Here is an 18,288-nt window from a genome sequence, read left to right as displayed (position 1 = left end):
GAAAGCCGGATGATTCCACTGCTTTTATTTGTGTTTTGCATCATCATTTCGCAGACGCATTACGAAAAGCAAGAAGCGGTTTTGCAAGCAATTAGCCTGTTAAGCTGGCCATTTCAGGATTTCTCAATGCAAGCCAGACATGGTATCGTGGGCGGGCTACTCATAGGCATTGGCCTGCTACCATTTGTACTTACTTGGAAAAGGCCTCTGCCTGTACAGCAAAGCGGTAGTTATTGCGCATAGCCAGTTTTCGGTTGCTGCTGAGTGAACGGTTGTGCCCTGCCCAGGACCGATTACTTCGCTTGGCTCGCAATGACAACTGCCGGAACGGCGCATATGCCTAAAACCCTTTCGGCAAATCGATGCCTTTGATGGTGCGGTAGAGGCCAAGCGCGTTCTGGTCGGTGAGGGAGCCCACGTAGTCGGTGAGCAGGATGATTTGCTCGTAGGCCGATAAGCCCAACTGCGGACCTACCGCCCGAAACTGCGGTGGTATCAGGTCGAGGAGCTTGCGCGACCTAGGGCTGGCGGCCGGGTCGAAGATGCTGTGCAGAAAGGCATCGAGCAGGCCGCCGAGTACCTCGAAACCGGCGGCCTCGATTTGCAGCACGGGGCGGCTGCGGTACAGGCGCTCCACCGAGAGCAGGGCTACTTGCTGCAGCTCGTGCCAGCAGCTTAGCTCCTTGATCAGGCTCGCATCGTACTCGCCGCGCAGCATGGCCGGGGCGTGTTGGGCAAACAGCTGGGCCGCTTCGGCTACCAGCTTGCCGATGAGGCGGGCGCGCACGTAGCCCAGCTCTTCGCGCCAATCGCGCCACTCTACGCTGCGGGGGCGCGAGGGGTCGTCGGCCAGCATATCGCGGAGCAGCTCCAGGCCTTCGTGGTGCGGAATGAGGCCGAGCTTTAAACCGTCTTCAAAATCGATGATGCGGTAGCAGAGGTCGTCGGCGGCCTCTACCAAAAAGGCCAACGGGTGGCGGTGGTAAAAGCCGGCTTCGTCGGATTTGGGCAGCAGCCCTAGGTCGTGGGCTACGTGCCGAAAACGCTCGGCCTCGGTTTGAAAGTGGCCGTACTTTTTCTCGCTTACGCCGCCGGTTTTATCGTGGTCCTCGACCACGGAGGGGCGCGGGTACTTGGTGAAAGCGCCCAGCACGGCGTAGGTAAGGCCCAACCCAGCCGAACCCGAGCTATGCGCCGCGTAGGTATGGGTAAGCACTCGGAACCCGGCCGCGTTGCCCTCAAAGTTTTGCAAGTCGGCGCGTTGGGCGGGGCTGAGCACGCGCACAAACGGCTCGGCCGCGGGCGAGCGGAAGTAGCTGGAAATGGCATCTTCGCCGGAGTGACCAAAGGGCGGATTGCCGATGTCGTGGGCCAGGCAGGCGGCGGCCACAATGTCGCCGCAGTCGGCGTCGAAGTAGGGGAGTTGCTGGGCCAGTTCCTCGTCTTGCTCCATCAGCAGGCGGCCGCTCATCCGACCTAGGGAACGGCCCACGCAGGCGGTTTCGAGCGAGTGCGTGAGGCGCGTGTGCACGAAGTCAGTTTCGGGCATGGGCATCACCTGGGTTTTGCGCTGCAGCCGGCGGAAGGCTGAGCTGAACACCACGCGGTCGTAATCGGCCACGAAGGCGCCGCGCACAGGCGCAGCGTCGGACACCACGTGCAATTGCGGCTGCTCGGGGTAGCGGCGGCGCGAGAGCAGCCGTTCCCAAGTCATGGGGGCGGGAGAGGAGGAGGCGAGCTTCATGCAGCCCACAAGATATAACGCTGCAAGCAAGCACAAAGCACCTAGGCGGGCAGTTGTGCGTACACGGAGCGCAGTACTGAACTGGGCCCCGCTCGGCCTGCTTGTGTCCTGTGCTTCACCGCTAAACTATGCCCGGTTATGCTGCTGCTCACCGAACTCAACGCCGTGGTGCACGATTTGTACGACTGCATTAGTTTTGGCCCCGGCAAGCGGCCCAACTTCCGCCTGATGCGCCGCATCTTTCTGCCCCAGGCCATCCTAATAAATGCCAACGGCGCCGAGCCACAGCTACTCACGCTCGATGCCTTTATCAGTAGCATTGAGGCGAACCTAGCCGCTGGCAAATTCACGAGCTTCGAGGAAACCGAAGTTAAACACACCACCGAGGTGTTCGGCAAAGTGGCCCACCGCTTTAGCACTTATGAGGCACGGTTTACGCCCGGCTCCGTAGAGCCCGATATTGTGGGCATCAACAGCATTCAGTTTGTGCACGCCGATGGTCGATGGCAGGTAAGCTCTATTGCCTGAATGACCAAACGCCCGAACGTGCGTTGCCGGAGCAGTATCAGCCGGATTGAGGATTTGGTGGAGTAGATAAGTTGCGTTATGATAACCTGTATTTACCAAAACGCTGCTTCAAGACCGTTTTGACCAAGACTAATATCTTCCTAAGTACCAATTGTTGCAGAGATATCGTGCTTGGCTGATGTTCTTCAAAGTCCTGTAGTAGGTGATGCGCGTCACTTCCTCGGTTTGGAAGATCATACTGCCGTCTTCCATGTATAACACCATCCTTGTTCCAAGACCATCTGGTTCGCCAATGTATTCCCTGATTTGCAAGGAGTCTAGCTCACGCTGCAAAGACGCTACATAATTACACACGTTTGCTGGTGTCACAGCATCCGGCACGTATTCCAGCGAGTCTCGCAAAAGCGAATACTGCTGATTCTTCAGTTCTAAAATAAATTCGTTAGAACAGTTGCTGCGATAAGTAGTAAAAAACAATAAAGTCCCTTTCTTCCTTTGAGCGAATGTGCTGTGACTGAAGTGCTTGGTTATAAATTCTTGATTGTTACAGATGGAACTATTAAGGTGCTTGTTCGAGCAAGCAGAAAACACCATGAAGAAAAGTAAGCAGCTTGGTTTAATCAGGTACAATGCATCGAATGGCTTTTGCTGAGTCATGGCAATTTGGCAATATCTGGGTAAGCTAAAGCAGTGGCTTTGTCCCATGGTTTAGTTATTTAGCACTATCCGAAAACGCCCTCTTGCACCTTCTCATATCTCCATCAGAAGTTTACGGCTTTTCGCGTCAGGCCAGCGGGTGATCAACTAGCAACAGAAAAGCCCGGCAGCCATAAACTGCCGGGCTTTTCATTTATGCCTAGGTGCTAATTACTCCGCAATCGGTGCGGAGCCCGACGCGAAGCGCAGGCCCGCCAGGGTTTGGGCGTATTTGGCTTGCAACTCGGCTAGCTTGATGCGTGCTGAGAGGAGGGACGCCTCGCGCGAGTTGAGCAGGAACACCGAACTCTCGCCGTTTTCGAAGCGAATTTGTTCGCCGTTGCGCAGGCGCTCGGCGTTGGCTACCACTTGCTCCTGCACCTGCAACTGCTGGCTTAGGGCGCGCTGGTCGTTGGCCACGGTGCGCACGCCGGTGTCGATTTCGCGGGTGGTTTGCTCGAGGCCCAGGTTTGTTTCGCGGATTTTCAGCTGGGTGATTTGCAGCTTGCTGCGCTCCTGGCGCAGCAGCAGCGGGTAGGCAAAGCTTACGCCCAGCTTGTAGTTGTTGTTGAATACGGGTGCCGGGCCGTAGCCCATTTCGGGGTTGTAAGGCCGGCCGGTCATCAGCAGGTTGTAATCAACCGAAAGCTTGGGCAGCAGCTTGTTTTGGGCCAGGCGGCGCTCCACCTCCAGCTGGCCCAGCTTGGCGCGGGCTTTCAGCAGCTCGGGGTGTTGCTGGCGAGCTTGTTCCACCAGGGTTTCGAGCGGTACATTGGGCGGTGCCGACCACGCCTGGGCGGGCGGCAGCGGCTGCGGGCGCACGGTAATGGGCAGCTCGCGGGGGCGCTGCTGGGCATCCCACAGAAAATTGCTGAGCACCAACGTGGCGTTTTGCCACTCTACCTCGCCTTGCACCAGCTGGGCGCGGCGGTTTTGCAGCTCGGTAAGGGCCTCCACCGAGTCGATGGCGGCCAAATCACCTAGGCGCACCCGCTCGCGCACGGCGTTGTAGCGCACCTCGGCCAACTGCAGGTTGGTTTGCAGCAGGCGGCGGCGCTCGTAGGCCAAGGTCCAGTCCCAGTACTCCTTCACGGCGGAGAGCAGCAGCTTGTTGAGGGCGCCAATGCGCTCGGCCTCGGCCAGGTTTACCAACGCCTGGGCCTGGCGCACGGCGGCACGGCGCTCGTCAATCAGCAGGCCTTGGCCGAGCGGCAACGACAAGCCCACGTAGCTGAGGCCGGCGTTGGGGGTGGCGTCTTGCTGGCTGATGCGCGGGCCCACGTTGCGCTCGTACCCAAGGCGTACATCGGGGCCAAACCAAGTGGGCACGCGCAGCGTGTTGTCCCAGAGGTTCCAGTAGTCTTTGCCGCCGAACTCTTTGCGGTAAAATTTGCTGCTGGCGGCTGGGTCGAACATGCCGCGGGCCTGGCGTACCTCCTGGCGGGCACGCTCGGGCAGCAGGCCGGCCTGGCGCGCTACGGGGTGCTGCTCGCCCACCATCGTGAGCAAATCACCTAGGGTAAACACGGTGCTGGTATCGGCGGGCTGCGGAGCGGCCCTAGGTACCTGCGCCGCTGCCGGGGTGGGCAGGGCCGTGGCGGTGGTTCCGAGCAGCGCAGCGCCAAGCAGCGTGGTCAGCCAAAATCGGCGCTTGGGTATCATATCTCGGTTTCTTCGGAGGTGCTGCTAGCCGATTTGTCTTTGGTGCCTTTGGCTTTGTCGCCTTTGGTGTCGCCGCCGCCGTAGCCCACAAAGTTGGGCGGGAAGCCGTTGAGCTGACGCCACAGCTCGTACCAAATGGGCACGTCGTCGAGCAGGGCCCAGCCGTACACGCCCGAGCCCACGCGCAGCGGCTTAGGCCAGGCTTCGTCTTCGGGGTCGGGGGTTACGAGAATGCGGTAGCGGCCTTGCGAGTCGAGGTTGTCGATTACGGCCACTACGCCGCCAAAGGTACCGAAGCTGGTGCCCGGCCAGCCCGAAAACACCAGGGCGGGCCAGCCATCGAACTGCAGGCGCACTTTGCGGCCCACCGATAACAGCGGAATATCCATGGGCTGCACAAACAACTCGGCGGCCAGCTGCGGCTTGTCGGGCATCACCGTCACAATTGATTCGCCTTCCTTTACCATCTCGCCCAAGCCCGCCTTCAGGGCGCGCACCACGTAGCCATCCTGCGGAGCCGTAATGCGGTAAAAGCCCGAGCGGATGCTGATGTTGGCGTACTCGTTGCGCATCTTCGAAATCTGGCCCTCGGTATCGTACTGATACGCCAGCGTGCTGCGGCGGTCCGATTCGGATTTGGCCAGTTTGTCCTGGTACTCGGCCTGCAAGGAGTTCAGCTCCAGCTCGGCGTTCAGCAGCTCCTGGCGGGTAGCGGCCACTTTGTTTTCGACCGACTGGCGCTTGGCCGTCGATTCCTGAAACTTCAGGCGGCGCTGCTCCAGCTCGGTCAGCGACTTCAGGCCCTGGCGGTACAAGGCCTCTTGGCGCTGCAGCTGCTGCTGCGCAATGGCGAAGTCGTTGTTAGCGGCTTGCAGCTCGGCTTGGTCGCTGTTCAGCTTTAGGCGGGTTTGCTCCACCTTGTTGCGGGCCTTGCTCAAACTCACCTGCAAACCTGCGCGCAGGGCGGTTTGCTGGGCTTCGAGGGCTTGGCCTTTGGCGACGTTTTCGCGCAAGGAGCCTTCCTTGGCCGCCAACTGCTCGCGGGTACGGGCCAGCAGCTGCGGGTCGAAGTACTTGTCTTTGATTTCGGCAATTTCCACGAGGGTGTCGCCGCGTTTCACCAACTGGCCCTCGCGCACGCGCCACCGCTCGATGCGGCCGGCAATGGTGCTGGGCACGGTTTGGGGGCGGTCTTGGGGGCGCAGGGTGGTAAGCGTACCGCCCGAGCGGATGTTCTGCGTCCAGGGCAGAAAACCAGCCAGCAGGATACCCAGGCTTAGCCCGGCGCACCAGCGGGCCAGGGTGCGGCCGGCCGAAGGCGTTTGCACCATCTCGAAGGAGCGGAAAACGCCGGCCGAGGGGTGGGTTTCGGGACTTGGATGCTCAGCGAAGGGCATGGGTTAATAGCAGTATGAAGGGGAGCAGCCCACCAGGGCACGCATTGCCGGCAACGGCAGGAGCGGCGGAGTTGGTTCGGGCAAGTGCTCCATGAAGATGAAATTTACTGGGCCAGCAGGGCGCGCAATTCGGGTTCTTGGGCGGCTTGGGCATATGGGCCGTCTACCACCAAGCGGCCGTCGCGCATCAGCGCGGTGCGCGGGCACAACGACAGCAGGCGCGGGTCGTTTGACGCCACTACAAGCGTCCAGGGGTGTTCCTTGTCCACGAGGCGTTGCATCACGCGCAGGCGCTCGGCGGGCTCCACGTTGGGCAAAAACTGATCGAGCAACAGCAAGCGCGGGCGGCGCACCAAGGCGCGGGCCAGCAGCAGCTTTTGGCGCACGTAGTCAGCCACGGGTACTCCGGCACCTAGGGCCGTGGCTAGGCCGTCGGGGCGGGCGAAAAAGTAGTCGCGCAGGCCCACCAGCTCCAAGGCCCACGTTACGTCGGCGGGGCTGATGTTGGGCTGATCGAGCGTGATGTTTTCGAGCACCGTGCCCGAAAACAAGTGCTGGTGCGAGATGTTCTCGCCCACGGCCGCGCCCAGCGCCGCCGGCGACAAATCGCGCAGGGCAATGCTGTCGTAGGCTACTACACCGGTGTAGTCGTGCAACAAGCCGGCCAGCACGCGCAGCAACGTGGTTTTGCCCGAGCCATCGAAACCGGCCAGCCCTAGGTGTTCGCCGGGCGTCAGGTTCAACGAGATGCCCTCGAGCACGGGGCTGCGGCTATCGGGGTACTGGTAATGCACGTCGCGCAGCTCCACGCCCAAGCCCTTGCCCGTGTTGTTTAGCTCCAGGCCGGCACCGGTTTGGTCGGGCACCAGCGGCAGATCGAGCACGTGGCCAATTTTATCGAGCGAGGTAAGCGCATCGTAGAGCACGTCGAGCTTGATGAGCACCTTCTCGACGGCGTTGATGGTAAGAATGATTACGATTTCGGCCGCCACAAACTGCCCGATGTTGATTTGCTTGTTGATGAGCAGCCACGAGCCAATCATCAGCAGGGCAGCCGTAATCAGGCCCTTGAACGCGACAAAGCCGAAATACTGCGTGAGCAGCACTTTGAAGTGGCCGCGGCGGGCCGTGAGGTAGCCGCCCACCAAATCGTCGGTGCGGCTGATTACGATGGGGCGGCGCGGCGCCAGCCGGAAGGTGTGCACCGTGCGGGCCACGTCTTCGAGCCAAGCCACTACCCGGTACTTGTACTTCGACTCGGTGAGGCTGGTGCTGAGGCCTTTGGGCCCGGTGGCGCGCAGCAGCAGCGCCAGCAAGCCCACCAACAGCAAGCCAAACGCAATGAAGATGGGGTGGTAGAACGACAGCAGCACCAGCCCGAACAGGATTTGCAGACCGGCCGCCGTAAACTCGAGCAGCAGCGTGGCCAGGCCTTTTTGCAGGGTGGGCGCGTCGAGCAGGCGGTTCATGAGCTCGGGCAGGTACTGGCCACCTAGGGCCTCGGTGCGCACGCGCGGCAGGCGCACGGCAAAATCGAAGGCCACGCGGGCAAACAGCCGCTGCTGCACAAACTCCACGAGGTAGGTTTGCATTACCTGCAAGCCGCCCACCACGAGCGTGCCCAGCACGATAAACAGAATGAGCACAACGAGCGAGGTGCTCACGGCGCCGCTCGACACGAAGTTGACGACGCTTTGCACCCCCAGCGGCAGCGAGAGGTTGATAACGCCCGCCAAGGCGGCGTATACATACAGGTACGTGATGTCGCGGCGCTCGGCGCCCAACAGGCGCCACAAGCGTTGGCCCGGCGTAAGCGAGGCGTAGGGCTGCGAATCGGCCATGTGGTAGTAAGCAGTTGCCGGCGCGGGCCGGCTGGTGGTTAAAGTGGCGAGGTGCGAAGCACTGCGCGGCAACGCAGTTCAACAGTTAGGGCACCTACGGGCCCTACTAAAGCGAACAGACCGGCTTATTGTTGCCGAAGTGCCGAAAAAGCGAGGCTTTCGAGGAAATACAGGATTTGCGATTCGACCTTGTTGGCGTCGGTGGCGTCGCTGAGGGAAGGAAGGTGCTGGGCAAAAAACAGCTGCTTGCGGGCCGTTTCAATCAGCGTGCTCACGAGGGAGTTTGGGTAGGGGTAGGCCGGGTTAATCTCTTGCACTACCGACACGATATCGGCCGCCAGGCGCTTGTACTCGCGGTAAAAACCGTCGCGGTTTACCTCGTCAACCTCCTTGGTCAGGTAAGTTTTGGAGGCTTCCGTTACCACAATGCGGTACAGGGCGGCTTCGTCGAGGTCGGTGGTGGCGGCGTGGTCGCGGTGGGCCCGCGTAATGATGCTCAGAATCAGGCGCAGGCGCCCTTCGGCATCGGCAATGTTGTGGGTATGAAACCGAATTTGGAAGCGCAGCCACGCCCAGTGCCACGAAACCAGGTACACCAGCAGGCGGTGCTTGTTTTCGAAGTAGCGGTAAAGCGAGGCCTCGGTGGAGCCGATTTGTTGGGCGAGTTTCTTGAAGGTAAACTGCTCGAAGCCCAGCTCATCAATTAGCTGCACGCTTACCTGAATGATTTTGCGGCCTAGGTCGGTTTCCTGCGGGTCGCGCAAAAAGAGCTTTTCGTTAAGCTCGGGTCGGAGGGTAGTAAACATAAGCGGGATGTGGCAATGAAGGGGGCTGACACCTCAGCCGGCGCGCTAAGCAACCGGGATACTTTGGCGGCGTGCGCGAAGAACAGCAGCGGGGGCTGGCCCCCGCTGCCGGGCTACTAGCCGCTCCTCTTCATTTTCGCCTGCAAAGGGCGGCACACAAGCTTAAGCTGAGATTAAGCTGATCTTAAAATTTTGTTAATGCCGGCGCTATTCGCCTTGGCCCAACGAAAAGCCGCGTACTCCGTCGAACAGGTACAGGTTTTCGGTTTTCACGATTTCGAGGCCGGCATCGGTGAGGCGGTGTTGCAGCGCCAGCACATCGATGAAAGGCACAAGGCCGTAGCCGATTTCGGGAGCCGAGCCCGGGGCCACAAAGCGGCAGCGCCAGTGGTCGGTGCAGTAGGTTTCGGGCTGGCCATCGGGGTACACTTTCACGCCGCGGTTGGTTACCAGCTTCAGCTTCAGCCGCTCGCCGCCCATGGCCGTTAGCTGCTCGCCCAAGTTGGTGGGCGTGCCGTGCTGCCAGCGCAAAAAGATATCGACGCCCACCAACTGCTGCACGGGCTCGGCTTTTGCGGGGGCCGTAGCCGACGGCGTGGTGGTGGCAGCAGCGGGCGTGGGGTTTAGGCCGGTGCTGATAGACTGCCCCTGGAAATTGCTGGGCTCCTGACCTAGGCGTGCTACCACGGCATCGGCAAAACCTTTGGTGCTTACCAGCTCGGCGCTGTGGCCCGGGCGGTAAATATCGGCGGTGTGCAGGCCGTCTTCGAGGGCGCACAACCAGGCGTTTTGTACGCGGGCTGCGGCCTGGGTTTGCCCTAGGTGCTGCAGCATCAGCACGGCCGCTTGCAGCAGGCCCGAGGGGTTGGCAATGTTTTGGCCGGCAATGTCGGGGGCCGAGCCGTGGATGGCCTCGAACATGGCGCAGTCGCGGCCGATGTTGGCCGAGCCAGCCAAGCCCACCGAGCCCGTAAGCTCGGCTACCACGTCCGAAATAATATCGCCGTACAGGTTCAGCGTCACCACCACGTCGTAGCGCTCGGGCTGCGTAGCCAAGCGGGCCGTGCCGATGTCGATGATCTGGTGCTCCTGCTGAATATCGGGGTACTCGCGGCCGATTTCGTCGAACACGCGGTGAAACAGCCCGTCGGTCAGCTTCATGATGTTATCCTTCGTCATGCACGTTACCTTGCGGCGGCCGTGGTTGCGGGCGTATTCGAAGGCGTAGCGCACAATCCGCTCGCAGCCCGAGCGGGTAACCAGCTTTAGGCACTGCACCACGTCGGGCGTTTGCTGGTGCTCAATGCCGGCGTACAAGTCTTCCTCGTTTTCGCGGATAATCACCACATCCAGCTTGGGGTGCAACGAGCTAACGGCCGGCGCAAGCGAGCGGCACGGGCGCACGTTGGCGTAGAGGCCCAGGGTTTTGCGCAGCGTTACGTTCAGCGACTTGTAACCGCCGCCCTGGGGCGTGGTAATCGGGCCCTTCAGCAGCACGCGGGTATGGTGCAAAGAGTCCCAGGCGTCGGGCGCAATGCCCGAGCTGTGGCCCGAACGGTACAACTGCTCGCCTACCTCGATAAACTGCGGCGCCAACGATGCCCCCGCCGCTTTCAGGATGCGCAGCACCTGCGTCATGATTTCCGGGCCGATGCCGTCGCCAGCCGCTACGGTAATGGGCGTGGGCTGCGGCCGATCGAGACCGGCGGAGGAAAGTTCAGGAGTCGGGTTCAAAGTAGAGTGCAACATAGCTGGGTGTGAAATGACGACGCAATATATACAAGCTTTTTGTAATGATAGTTTTACTATCAGGTAAAATAGTTGCTGTGCCGAGCTTGTATCGTTGGGTAGCGCAACTACGTACCTTTGCCCGCCGGCCTGCTCGCGCCGGTGCTTTTCAGGTCTCTTTTGCCCACTCAGTTATATATGCGGTTTTCTTTTGCTTGTCTTGCAGTAGCTACTTGGTTGGTGATGCCGTGCGTGGCGCAGCAGCCGGCCCGTACGCAGCCGGCCGCGGCCAAGCCCGCCGTTGCCAAGCCGGCCAGCCCTGCTCCGAAACCGGGGGCTGCCGCAAGCAACGCCACTGCCCCCAGCACCACCGGCAAAGCCGCCCCGGCCGGCAAAGCTGCGGTGCCGCCGGCAGGTGGCGCTGTGTCCAAGCCGGCCGCCAAGCCCGCCACTGCAACGAGCACCTCCGCGGCCAAGCCGGCTGTGGTTCCTGCGGCGGCTCCGGCAGCCAAGCCAGCTCCGCCCTTGCCAGCCAACCTAGGCTCCTCCGACCCTGATACGCGCTACCGCAACGGCAAAACGCTCATCGACCAAAGCCGCTTCGAGCTGGCCATGGACGAACTGCTGCCGCTTACCCCGCCCGCAGCTAAGTATAGCCGCGGCCCCGAGGCCGCGTACCTCTACGCCGTGGCGGCTACCCGCGCCCGCAAGTGGGCCGAGGCCGAGCAAATGCTAAACCTGCTGCGCACCGAGTACCCGCAGTGGCCGGGCCTGAGCGAGGCGTATTTTCTGCAGGCGCAGGTATCGTTTGAGCAAGGCGAGGCCGACAACGCCCTGCGCGTGCTGGGCGAAATACCCGCTGGCCAGCTACGCACCCAGCAGCAAGCCATGAAAGCTACTTACCTGGCCCGCCTGCGCGACAAAGCCTTGTGGCAAAACCTGGTGCGCCGCTACCCGCAGGATACCACCGTGGCCCGCGCCTACGCCGAGCAACTGGTGTTTGGTGGCCTCTATACCGATGCCGACCGTGGGCAGCTGGAGCAAGTGGTCAAGCAATTCAGCCTCGATCGGGCGCGCTACACGCCGCGCCCGCGGGCGCAGCGCAAAAGCAGCTACAACGTAGCCGTGCTGCTGCCCTTTGAATTCGACGACCCGAGCTGGGAAACGCGCCGGCGCCTACAGTTTGTTACCGACCTGTACGCAGGCCTGAAGTTGGCGGCCGACTCGTTGCAGCGCGAGGGTCGCAGCCTGAATTTGTTTGCTTACGACACCGGCGCCGATACCCTGGGCCTGAAACAAGTGCTGGCCTTGCCCGAGCTGGCTTCGATGGATATGATCGTCGGGCCGGTATACAAATCCGGGGCAAAAATCCTGGCGCGTTATGCTCAGCAAAACCAGATTGTGGCCGTAAACCCGTTGTCGCAGGACGGCGCCTTGGTGCAGGACAACGCTTGGTACTACCTGTTCGAGCCGAGCCTGGCCACGCAAGGGCGGCTGGCCGCCGAGTACGCCTACCGCAGCCTAGGTGGGCGCCCGGCTGTTATCTTTCATGAGGACAATAAGGACGAAGCCGCATTTGCCGAAGCCTACAAGCGCGCCTACGAAAGCCTGGGAGGCCGCGTACTGGGCGTACGCCGCATCGACTCGAACAACCCCGAGTCGCTGAACGCAGGTTTTGGGGGCGTCGATCTGAAAAGTGCCGGCCATTTGGTGGTGGCTTCAGACCACCGTAAGGCCGGGCCATATGCCCTAGGTGTTATGCAAAGCCAGGGCCTCACAGCACCCTTGCTGGCTTACGCTTCGTGGCTCGACAACCCCAGCATCAGCCTAGGTCAGCTCGACCGCCGCGACATCTATTTTGTGCAGCCCAAGCACCTCGATGCTACGCTGCCCGGCGTGCGGCGCTTTCGGCAATTGTACACGCAGCAGCAAAACATTCCGCCTTCAGTGTTTGCCGCCACGGGCTTCGAGCTGCTGTACTACTTTGGGTCGCAGCTGCATCAAAACGGGCCGGGCTTTCAGCAGCAGCTGGCCAATTCCGGCCCGATTTCGGGCGTATTGTTCCAGGGCATCGGATACTCCAACCAAGCCCACGACAACCAGTACGTGCCCATCACCAAGCTGGAGCGGCTTGAGGTAGAAGTGCAAAACCCCGTGGGCTTGCGCTAAGGCCAGCCTCGTACGGCGCAACGGCCCCGGCATAAGCCGCTACCGCCCGTAGCGGCTTTTTTGCGCTGATGCTGAACAGTTAATTCGGACTAATTAGAATTAATCTAAATAAAGTTTGTGGCAGTTGGAACTCGCTTTTACCTTTGCGGCGTATTTGGACTTGTTCTAAACCGCTGCCAATGTCTTCTCGCTTTTTCGCCCGCTTGCTATTTACCCTGAGCGGGCTGCTGGTTTCCGTTTCTGTGTTTGCCCAAACCCTAAGTACGCTGCGCGGCAACGTGCGCGATGCCAAGGGCACTGGCCTGCCGGGTGCCACGGTGCGCCTGCTCAACACCAACCTAGGCGCCGCTACCGATGGCAGCGGCACGTTTGAAATTGGCAACGTACCCGCCGGCGACTACACCTTGGCCGTTACGGCCGTGGGCTACACCGCCACCCAACAGCGGGTGCAAGTGCAAGAGGCCCAAACCCAAACCTTGGCCGACGTGGTGCTGGCCGAAAACCGCGCCGAGCTGGGCGAGGTAATTGTGTCGGCTAGCCGCCGGGCCGAGCCCATCCGCGAAACGCCGGTTTCGGCTACCATCCTCAACGCCCGCGAAATTCAGCTGCAAGCCGCTGCTACGCCCAACAACCTGGCGGCTGTGGTGGGCAATGCCGTACCGGGCCTGGGCCTCACCACCAACCAAACCGGCAACGTGGGCCAAACCCTGCGCGGCCGCAATGTGCTGGTGCTCATCGATGGCATTCCGCAAAGCACGCCGTTGCGCGCCGGAGGCCGCGACATCCGCACCATCGACCCCACCGTGATTGAGCGCGTGGAGGTTATCAAAGGTGCCACCGCCATTTTCGGCAACGGCGCCGACGGCGGCCTCATCAACTACATCACCAAGCGCCCTGTGGCTGGCCAGAAATTTGGCGGCCTTACTACCCTAGGTGTGAACGGCAACGTGGCGCACCCCGGCAACTCGTTGGGGTACCGCGCTACGCAGCAGTTCTACGGCAAGCCCGGCAACTTCGATTACGTGGTGAGCGGCACTTTCGACCAGAGCGGCGTGTACAAGGACGCCCGCGGCGAGGTGATTTCGCCGCGCTACGGCCTAGGCGAAACCAAAACCTACAACGGCTTTGGCAAGCTGGGCTATGATCTTAACGAAAAGAACCGCTTGGAGCTGATGTACAACTACTTCAGCTCGCGCCAGAACTCCGACTATGTGCTGCGCGCCGGCAAGTACGGGCAGTTTCCGACCATTGGCGTGAAAGGTAGCCGCGGTGGGGTTGATGAAGGCACCCGCCACAACCACAACGCCTACCTAACCTACCGCGGCCAAGAGGTGCTCCCGCTGCGCAGCAGCGTGGAGGTAACCGGCTACTGGCAGGATTTCCGCACCATTTACGATGCCGAGCCGACGTTCTTCGAGGGCGGCGGGCAATCCGAAATCAACTCCAACAAGCTGGGCCTGCGCATAAACCTGAACACGCCCATCCTGACGGGCGAGCAGTTTAACGCCGATGTAACCTACGGCCTCGATTTGCTTGGCGACGAAACCGTGCAAAACCTGGTAGACGGCCGCCTCTGGACGCCGCGCATGCAGATGCGCAACCTGGCGCCCTACGCGCAGCTGCGCGCTACGCTGTTCGAGCACTTCATCCTAAAAGGCGGGGCCCGCGTGGAGAACATCCAAGTAAAAGTGCCCGACTACACCACCCTGCGCACCCAAAGCGGCAACACCTACGTGGGCGGCGTTGCGGTGCAAGGCGGAACGCTTAAGTACAAGACCGCGGTATACAACGCCGGCCTGCGCTACGCCCGCTACAAGTGGCTGAACCCCTTCGTGAGCTATTCCGAAGGCTTCTCGCTCTACGAGCTGGGCCGTACGCTGCGTACCGCTCGCGCCAACACGTTGTCGTTGCTCGAAACCGAAGCCATTGTGGTGCGCAACTACGAGGCCGGTGCCAGCAGCGAACTGGGCCCCCTGACGCTGAGCGGCGTGTACTTCGTGAGCAAATCCGACCTAGGGGCCAACCTCGTCGACCAGGGCAACGGCATACTGGTGCCGCAGCGCGCCCCCGAGCGCGTATGGGGCTACGAGCTTACGGCCGACTTCGCCCCGCTGAAAATCCTGAGCCTAGGTGGTTCGTGGTCGTGGGTGGAAGGACGGGCCACCTTGACCACGCGGGTAAACGGCCAGGACGTGCTACAAGGCGTGTGGCTGAACGGCAACCGCATTGCCCCGCCCAAGGCCACGGCCTACGTGCGCTACCAGCCCATCGAACCCCTAAGCCTGGCCCTGAACTACGTGTACTCGGGCACGCGCACGCGCTTCAACCGCAACGCCCGCACCGGCGCCTACGCTTCGGGCGAGGGTGCTGTAAATTCGTTCGGCCTCGTCAACTTCACCTCGACGTACAGCTTCACCGAAAAGCTACGCCTGACGCTGGGCGTAGAAAACCTGCTGAACAACGCGTATTACACACCCATTGCGCAGTTCAACGGCACCGATGCCAACTACACCCGCGGCAACGGCGCCCGCTTCAACCTCACGGCCGGCTACTCTTTCTAACCTTCCGAACTGCCTCGGGGCATCCTTCTTTCCGCTTTGGTGTTCGCTCAGCCAAGGCCTAGTGGCCGACTTTGATTTGGTACTTAGGTGAGTGAATGGCATCGGCAAACCTGCCAACCGGGCCGCGGCTGGGCAAGCACCTAGGCGAAGCAAGAAAAATCCCGAACGCTACTGTTTATGAACATCAAGCGCCGCCTCTTTACGCTGCATTCCTGGTTGGGGCTCGTTTGCGGAGCCTTTATCCTGGTGTTCTTCTGCACGGGCTCCCTCATGGTATTCCGCGAAGAACTGAACCAGCAGTTGCACCCCGAGCTGTTTCGGGTGGCAGTAGGGGAGCGGCGCCTGGGGTACGACGAGCTGTACCGACGGGCCAAAGCCGCCGAGCCGGCTGCGCAGTTCTACTCGTTTCGGTACATACCGCAAGCGCCCAACGAGTCGCTCGAAATCCGCATTTACGAAAACCAGGAGCCCGGCCGGCTGTTCGTCAATCCGTACACGGGGCAGGTACTGGGTAAGTCGTTCGGTTCTTTCACCGATCAGCTCATCATCCTGCACTACAGCTTCTTCATGGGTAAGTTGGGCGAGGCGTTGGCTGGCGTTTTTGCCATTGCCCTGCTTGGCTCGGTGCTTACCGGCTTTGTGGTGTACCGCAAGCACTTGCTCGATGCCTTGCTGCTGCGCACCGCCATCCGCTGGAAAAACTGGCGCACGGCTTCCTCGGGTTTGCACCGCGTGCTGGGCTCGTGGGCCTTGGTGTTCAATGTGGTATTGGCTGGCAGCGGCCTCTGGATGAGCTGGGACGCTTTCGATCTGAAGAAGATCTTCGCCGACGACAAAGAGAAGAAAGAGAAGGCCCTGCCCACGGTCGCCGCCAACCTCGATGTGCTGATTGCCGAAGCCCAACGCCTAGAGCCGGGCCTGGAGCTGGTGCGGGTAAACTTCCCGCGCAAGCCCGAGGCATCCGTTGCGGTGCTCGGCCGGGCCCCCAGCAGCGCCTGGATTTGGGGCCGCACCGCCAGCAAAGTGGAGTTCGGCAACGCAGCCGGCGCGGTGCAGGTGAGAAAGGTGTTTCGCGAGCAGAACCTACGCCCCGCCGAACGCTTCGACTTTGCCTTGCGCACCCTGCACTACGGGCAATACGGCGGCCTCGCAATCAAGATTATTTACAGCCTACTGGCCCTGAGCAGCGCCGTCATCACCGTCACGGGTTTTCTGCTGTGGTGGCGCCGGCAGCGGCCCGCCAAGCGCCATGCCACACCGGTGCGGCATGCGGCTGCCGTTTCGGCCTGAGCCGTGTTTTGCTACGCGTTTACCCTCGCTGATTCGTATGGCGCAGCTACTTCACCACAACACCTTTGGGTACACGGCCCGTTGCCCCCGGGCAGCCGGTTTCGTGCATCTATGCTTTGGCAACCTAGGGCTGGCGCTTACCCCAGCCGAGCTGGCCGATTTTCGCACGCGCATTGCCAGCACCTACCGGCAGTGCACCACCAGCTCGCGCCCCCCGTGCGACCCCGACGCGCGCTGCATTGCCGTACCCACGCCCGCTACGCGCATGGCCATGGTGTTCACCCTCGCCGAGCTGACGCAGCTCGTGGAGCTGCTCGATTGCACAGCGCTGTTTTTGGAGGCCGAGGAGTTGCTGAAAGGCGGCGCTTAAGCCTGCTCTTGCAGCGCCAACGCATCGAGCAAACCAACCAAAAACTGCTGGCCTTCTCCTAGGTGTTTTAAACCGGCAAGCAGCTCGTCAGCGGTTTGCACGTGCGGGCCAGGTATCAGTTCGTGCCCATCGTGCCGGATCATCTGCTGCAGAATTTCGGGCGTCATTTCGGGGTGGAACTGCAGGCCCACCACTCGCGTGCCGTACACAAAGCCTTGCTGTTGGCAAGCAGCCGAGGCACCTACGGTTGCAGCGCCTGCCGGCAGGGCAAAGGTGTCGCCGTGCCAGTGCAGGAAGGTTGCCTGTGCGCCAGCGTGAGCGAACAGCGGATGCCGTTGCGCTGCCTCGGAGAACTGCACTGAATAAAAACCAATTTCGGGCAGGTGGTTTTGGGTTACGGGGGCTCCCAAAACATCGGCCACTAGCTGCGCACCTAGGCAAATACCCAGTACCGTTTTGCCGGCGGCAATTGCTTGGCTGATAAACGCCTTTTCGGGCGCCAACCACGCAAGCCGTGCCTCGTCGTGCACGCTCATGGCGCCGCCAAGCACCACCAGCCAATCAACCGCGTTCAGCTTGGGTAGTTGCGGGTTTGGCTCGTCGAAACGGGTAATGCTGAGTTGGTGGCCCTGCTGCCGTGCCCAATCGGCAATCAGCCCCGGAGTTTCAAAGCTGATGTGTTGAAAGCAATGAATGCGCATGGCCTACTTCAGGTCCTCGTGCTCGAGATAGAGGCTGCCGCTGGCTTGCACCGCCAATTTGCGGCCGGCCACTTCGCCGTTAATGGTTGCGGGGGCAGCAATAGGCTCCACGCTGGCCGCTAGCCGGGGCTGCGTGAGCAGCAAGCTGCCTTGTTGGGCTAGCTGCTTGCGGCTGCGGGCATCGGGCAGGCGCACGCGCAGCACCTGATCGAAGTTGGGCCGGGCGCCAATGCGGTGCACCAGGAATTGCTCCTGCTCGTTGCCGATCAGCACGTACTCGGCTTTGGCCTCGGGGTCGGGGTTGGCTTGTAGCTGCTTCGCGTAGAGCACTTTGGCAATGCGTACCGTTACGCCGCCGGCAATGGGCGTGCCACCCCGCTCGAAATGCCCGCGGTAAAGCGTTGCCTTGAATGGCCGCGGCTGCTGCAGCATGGCCGGCAGCACAAACTTCTCCGGCTCGAGGGTATACACCTGCTCGTTGGGGTGTTTGCGCTGGCTAACTGCGTAGGCAGCTTTGGCCGAGTCGCTCAGAATAATTTCCAGCAGCACCTGGTAATCGTGCGGGCTGTGGAACATGGGCAGGTGCGAGGCATACACCCGGCCAGTGCCAAAAACCAGCATGCCGTGCACACCGGGGCGGTCGGGGGTGCTAAGCGGGGTGGGGGCGTGTTGGCCGTGCTGCGCTTGGGCAGTAGCCTGAACGACTAAGAGCGCTACGGCCAGGGCTACACAGTGCTTCACCCGGCGAAGGGTAGTAACCATTTGTCAGAGGTCGACAAAAAGGGGGATTGCCAA

Annotated in this window: 14 protein-coding genes; 5 read left to right on the top strand and 9 right to left on the bottom strand. The window is 61.3% G+C overall.

What is annotated here, in order from left to right; all coding sequences use genetic code 11:
• Positions 1-340: 340 nt before the first annotated feature.
• Positions 341-1,714 carry a dGTP triphosphohydrolase gene (gene dgt, locus D3Y59_RS06390; protein WP_240410555.1) on the bottom strand — a complete coding sequence of 458 codons (1,374 nt, stop codon included), beginning with the start codon at positions 1,712-1,714 and terminating at the stop codon, positions 341-343.
• 168 nt (positions 1,715-1,882) lie between these two features.
• Here dgt and D3Y59_RS06385 point away from each other — a divergent pair, with 168 nt between their 5' ends.
• The gene (locus D3Y59_RS06385; protein ID WP_119444292.1) at positions 1,883-2,272 is read left to right on the top strand and encodes a nuclear transport factor 2 family protein; all 390 of its coding nucleotides are present in this window, start codon (positions 1,883-1,885) and stop codon (positions 2,270-2,272) included.
• A 129-nt stretch (positions 2,273-2,401) separates the two neighbouring features.
• On the opposite strand, the gene D3Y59_RS06380 is transcribed toward D3Y59_RS06385, so the two are convergent.
• The 6 genes from D3Y59_RS06380 to D3Y59_RS06355 all read right to left on the bottom strand — a co-directional run bounded on the left by D3Y59_RS06380 (position 2,402) and on the right by D3Y59_RS06355 (position 10,312).
• Entirely contained in the window at positions 2,402-2,929 is a 528-nt protein-coding gene (locus D3Y59_RS06380; RefSeq protein WP_119444291.1) for a hypothetical protein, read from the bottom strand.
• A gap of 210 nt (positions 2,930-3,139) precedes the next feature.
• A complete protein-coding gene (locus tag D3Y59_RS06375; protein WP_119444290.1) occupies positions 3,140-4,630 on the bottom strand; it encodes a TolC family protein in 1,491 nt (496 codons plus the stop codon).
• Positions 4,627-6,027, bottom strand: a complete 1,401-nt coding sequence (locus D3Y59_RS06370; RefSeq protein WP_119444289.1) for an HlyD family secretion protein — start codon at positions 6,025-6,027, stop codon at positions 4,627-4,629. The genes D3Y59_RS06375 and D3Y59_RS06370 overlap by 4 nt, the downstream gene beginning before the upstream one ends.
• A gap of 104 nt (positions 6,028-6,131) precedes the next feature.
• Entirely contained in the window at positions 6,132-7,868 is a 1,737-nt protein-coding gene (locus D3Y59_RS06365; protein ID WP_119444288.1) for a peptidase domain-containing ABC transporter, read from the bottom strand.
• 125 nt (positions 7,869-7,993) lie between these two features.
• Entirely contained in the window at positions 7,994-8,674 is a 681-nt protein-coding gene (locus tag D3Y59_RS06360) for a TetR/AcrR family transcriptional regulator (RefSeq protein ID WP_119444287.1), read from the bottom strand.
• 207 nt (positions 8,675-8,881) lie between these two features.
• On the bottom strand, positions 8,882-10,312 hold the full coding sequence (locus D3Y59_RS06355) for an NADP-dependent isocitrate dehydrogenase (RefSeq protein WP_240410591.1): 1,431 nt from the start codon (positions 10,310-10,312) through the stop codon (positions 8,882-8,884).
• A gap of 288 nt (positions 10,313-10,600) precedes the next feature.
• Between D3Y59_RS06355 and D3Y59_RS06350 the strand changes: the two genes are divergently transcribed.
• The 4 genes from D3Y59_RS06350 (at position 10,601) to D3Y59_RS06335 (ending at position 16,792) form a co-directional block, all read left to right on the top strand.
• A complete protein-coding gene (locus D3Y59_RS06350; RefSeq protein WP_162910598.1) occupies positions 10,601-12,571 on the top strand; it encodes an ABC transporter substrate-binding protein in 1,971 nt (656 codons plus the stop codon).
• Between the two features lie 179 nt (positions 12,572-12,750).
• Positions 12,751-15,132, top strand: a complete 2,382-nt coding sequence (locus D3Y59_RS06345) for a TonB-dependent receptor (protein WP_119444284.1) — start codon at positions 12,751-12,753, stop codon at positions 15,130-15,132.
• A 177-nt stretch (positions 15,133-15,309) separates the two neighbouring features.
• The gene (locus D3Y59_RS06340; RefSeq protein WP_119444283.1) at positions 15,310-16,422 is read left to right on the top strand and encodes a PepSY-associated TM helix domain-containing protein; all 1,113 of its coding nucleotides are present in this window, start codon (positions 15,310-15,312) and stop codon (positions 16,420-16,422) included.
• Positions 16,423-16,459: 37 nt separating this feature from the next.
• A complete protein-coding gene (locus D3Y59_RS06335; RefSeq protein ID WP_119444282.1) occupies positions 16,460-16,792 on the top strand; it encodes a DUF6686 family protein in 333 nt (110 codons plus the stop codon).
• Here the strand turns inward: D3Y59_RS06335 and D3Y59_RS06330 are convergent.
• On the bottom strand, positions 16,789-17,493 hold the full coding sequence (locus D3Y59_RS06330; RefSeq protein WP_119444281.1) for a type 1 glutamine amidotransferase: 705 nt from the start codon (positions 17,491-17,493) through the stop codon (positions 16,789-16,791). The genes D3Y59_RS06335 and D3Y59_RS06330 overlap by 4 nt on opposite strands.
• A gap of 3 nt (positions 17,494-17,496) precedes the next feature.
• Positions 17,497-18,255, bottom strand: coding sequence for a hypothetical protein (locus D3Y59_RS06325; RefSeq protein ID WP_119444280.1), 759 nt, complete (start codon positions 18,253-18,255; stop codon positions 17,497-17,499).
• Positions 18,256-18,288 lie beyond the last annotated feature (33 nt).

It is taken from the genome of Hymenobacter oligotrophus, assembly GCF_003574965.1.
Classification (GTDB): domain Bacteria; phylum Bacteroidota; class Bacteroidia; order Cytophagales; family Hymenobacteraceae; genus Solirubrum; species Solirubrum oligotrophum.
Note: the sequence above shows the minus strand (reverse complement) of the source record. Positions and strands in the feature narration are given on the sequence as shown.

Excerpts from the sequence above, each read along its gene's own strand:
- dgt (WP_240410555.1), bottom strand. The coding sequence starts at position 1,714 with ATGACTTGGGAACGGCTGCTCTCGCGCCGCCGCTACCCCGAGCAGCCG.
- D3Y59_RS06385 (WP_119444292.1), top strand. The coding sequence starts at position 1,883 with ATGCTGCTGCTCACCGAACTCAACGCCGTGGTGCACGATTTGTACGAC.
- D3Y59_RS06380 (WP_119444291.1), bottom strand. The coding sequence starts at position 2,929 with ATGACTCAGCAAAAGCCATTCGATGCATTGTACCTGATTAAACCAAGC.
- D3Y59_RS06375 (WP_119444290.1), bottom strand. The coding sequence starts at position 4,630 with ATGATACCCAAGCGCCGATTTTGGCTGACCACGCTGCTTGGCGCTGCG.
- D3Y59_RS06370 (WP_119444289.1), bottom strand. The coding sequence starts at position 6,027 with ATGCCCTTCGCTGAGCATCCAAGTCCCGAAACCCACCCCTCGGCCGGC.
- D3Y59_RS06365 (WP_119444288.1), bottom strand. The coding sequence starts at position 7,868 with ATGGCCGATTCGCAGCCCTACGCCTCGCTTACGCCGGGCCAACGCTTG.
- D3Y59_RS06360 (WP_119444287.1), bottom strand. The coding sequence starts at position 8,674 with ATGTTTACTACCCTCCGACCCGAGCTTAACGAAAAGCTCTTTTTGCGC.
- D3Y59_RS06355 (WP_240410591.1), bottom strand. The coding sequence starts at position 10,312 with ATGACGCAGGTGCTGCGCATCCTGAAAGCGGCGGGGGCATCGTTGGCG.
- D3Y59_RS06350 (WP_162910598.1), top strand. The coding sequence starts at position 10,601 with ATGCGGTTTTCTTTTGCTTGTCTTGCAGTAGCTACTTGGTTGGTGATG.
- D3Y59_RS06345 (WP_119444284.1), top strand. The coding sequence starts at position 12,751 with ATGTCTTCTCGCTTTTTCGCCCGCTTGCTATTTACCCTGAGCGGGCTG.
- D3Y59_RS06340 (WP_119444283.1), top strand. The coding sequence starts at position 15,310 with ATGAACATCAAGCGCCGCCTCTTTACGCTGCATTCCTGGTTGGGGCTC.
- D3Y59_RS06335 (WP_119444282.1), top strand. The coding sequence starts at position 16,460 with ATGGCGCAGCTACTTCACCACAACACCTTTGGGTACACGGCCCGTTGC.
- D3Y59_RS06330 (WP_119444281.1), bottom strand. The coding sequence starts at position 17,493 with ATGCGCATTCATTGCTTTCAACACATCAGCTTTGAAACTCCGGGGCTG.
- D3Y59_RS06325 (WP_119444280.1), bottom strand. The coding sequence starts at position 18,255 with ATGGTTACTACCCTTCGCCGGGTGAAGCACTGTGTAGCCCTGGCCGTA.